This window comes from Croceibacterium salegens, from assembly GCF_009827435.1.
GTDB lineage: Bacteria > Pseudomonadota > Alphaproteobacteria > Sphingomonadales > Sphingomonadaceae > Croceibacterium_B > Croceibacterium_B salegens.
Genome location: NZ_WTYM01000058.1, coordinates 177131 through 178225, shown reverse-complemented (window position 1 = coordinate 178225; position 1095 = coordinate 177131). Strand labels below are relative to the sequence as shown.

1 protein-coding gene and 1 pseudogene are annotated in these 1095 nt (G+C 57.1%); both read left to right on the top strand.

Features of this window, described 5'->3' with window-relative positions; all coding sequences use genetic code 11:
• A pseudogene (locus GRI89_RS18430) lies at positions 1–90 on the top strand (IS6 family transposase); the annotation flags it as partial.
• A 377-nt stretch (positions 91–467) separates the two neighbouring features.
• Positions 468–1004, top strand: coding sequence for a hypothetical protein (locus GRI89_RS15695; protein ID WP_159797616.1), 537 nt, complete (start codon positions 468–470; stop codon positions 1002–1004).
• Positions 1005–1095 lie beyond the last annotated feature (91 nt).

Sequence of the window (1095 nt, the reverse complement as noted above, 5' to 3'; positions counted from 1 at the left end):
GACATTTGCCATGAGACCGAGCGGCACTAGTGGAACAGGTTCGGTCCGCTATTCGCTGCCGTAGTGCACCGCCAACGGGCGAGCCGGATGCCGGAGTAGGGGGCGCTTTGTCGGTCGGAGACAAGTTGCGATTAGAATGACAGCACCGCCGTCAAGAAGGACAGAAAGCCATTTCATGTCGCCCAACCATTATACAAGCAGCCATGTCTGCATTGGGTCGTTACCGGCTGGTCCGCTCCTGGCAGTCGCCTAGCTCGACGGAGAGATCATGAACTAGGTGGCAAGTGGACGATCTGTTTTGTTCGGTCCAACCGCCACTTCTGAGCCGATCGCTAACGGTCCACTTTTGGGCGGCGCGACGCTGACAGCCGCCATTCCGCTAACGACCCTTTGCGGACCTTTGAAAGAGCCGCCCCCAAACTTGCAAAGGCCTTACCAAGTCTATGAAATTGAATGAGTAAAATTGCATGGGATTCAAATCTGAGATCGATGACTTCAGGCTGGTTTTCTATCTTGCAGCGGCTGTATTCAGCAGGGAAAAGGGTGATCTCGCGTCGGCCAGGCAAAGGTTGGACAAGGCGCTCGCATTCGGCGAGCAAGTGTATTGCCATTCGCTCGCCTTGGCATTCGATGGCGTTCTCAAGGTACAGGAGGACGACTGGGATGCGGCGCACGCGCGATTCCTAGAATGCTCAACGCGGACCAACTCAGACGAGTTTCTACACAACGAGTATGCAGCTGCATATAGACGACTATTTCTAAAATTGCTGGATTTGGATTGCAGCTTCGATGAGGTCAAAGATGCCCAACTGGCTGCTGCGGCCGCCCAGGTTGGCACTACGAGGTTTGCACGAAGGGCCTTGCCGCTAAAGTCGATGGACGAATTAGAAAAACTCTATTCGGTTCGTGCCACCGAAACGAAAGGCGCATGGGTGAAAGGGCAATTGGGCAGTGCGCTGCCCGCTGACACTCGCGTCACATCAAGCGTAATGTTCGACTTCTAGCGACGCTTTCCACCGATTCCCGGACATCAACCACCCCCCCCCCCCCCCCCCCCCCCCCCCCCCCCCCCCCCCCCCCCCCCCCCCCCCCCCC